The organism is Leucobacter sp. USHLN154 (assembly GCF_037145595.1).
Classification (GTDB): Bacteria; Actinomycetota; Actinomycetes; order Actinomycetales; family Microbacteriaceae; genus Leucobacter; species Leucobacter alluvii.
Window position 1 is genome coordinate 1 of the sequence record NZ_JBBCXF010000014.1, and the last position, 223, is coordinate 223.

1 rRNA gene is annotated in these 223 nt (G+C 50.2%); it reads left to right on the plus strand.

The features are described 5' to 3' along the window. A 23S ribosomal RNA gene (locus tag WFH23_RS14065) occupies positions 1-83 on the plus strand; the annotation flags it as partial. Between the last annotated feature and the right edge of the window lie 140 nt (positions 84-223).

Consider the following 223-nt stretch of genomic DNA (forward strand, 5'->3'; position numbering starts at 1 on the left):
AGATTACTGGGTTGATAGGCCAGATGTGGAAGCACTGTAAGGTGTGGAGCTGACTGGTACTAATAAGCCGATGACTTGATTTCTTCCTCCCCTTGAATGTGGGAGGGCATGGGTATCTTCAGTAACGATTGTTTCGCGTCCACTTTGTGGTTCTAGACGTACGGCCACACACGTCCACCTGTTTGGGGTGGGGTGTGGTCATATGTGAATAGAGTTACGGCGG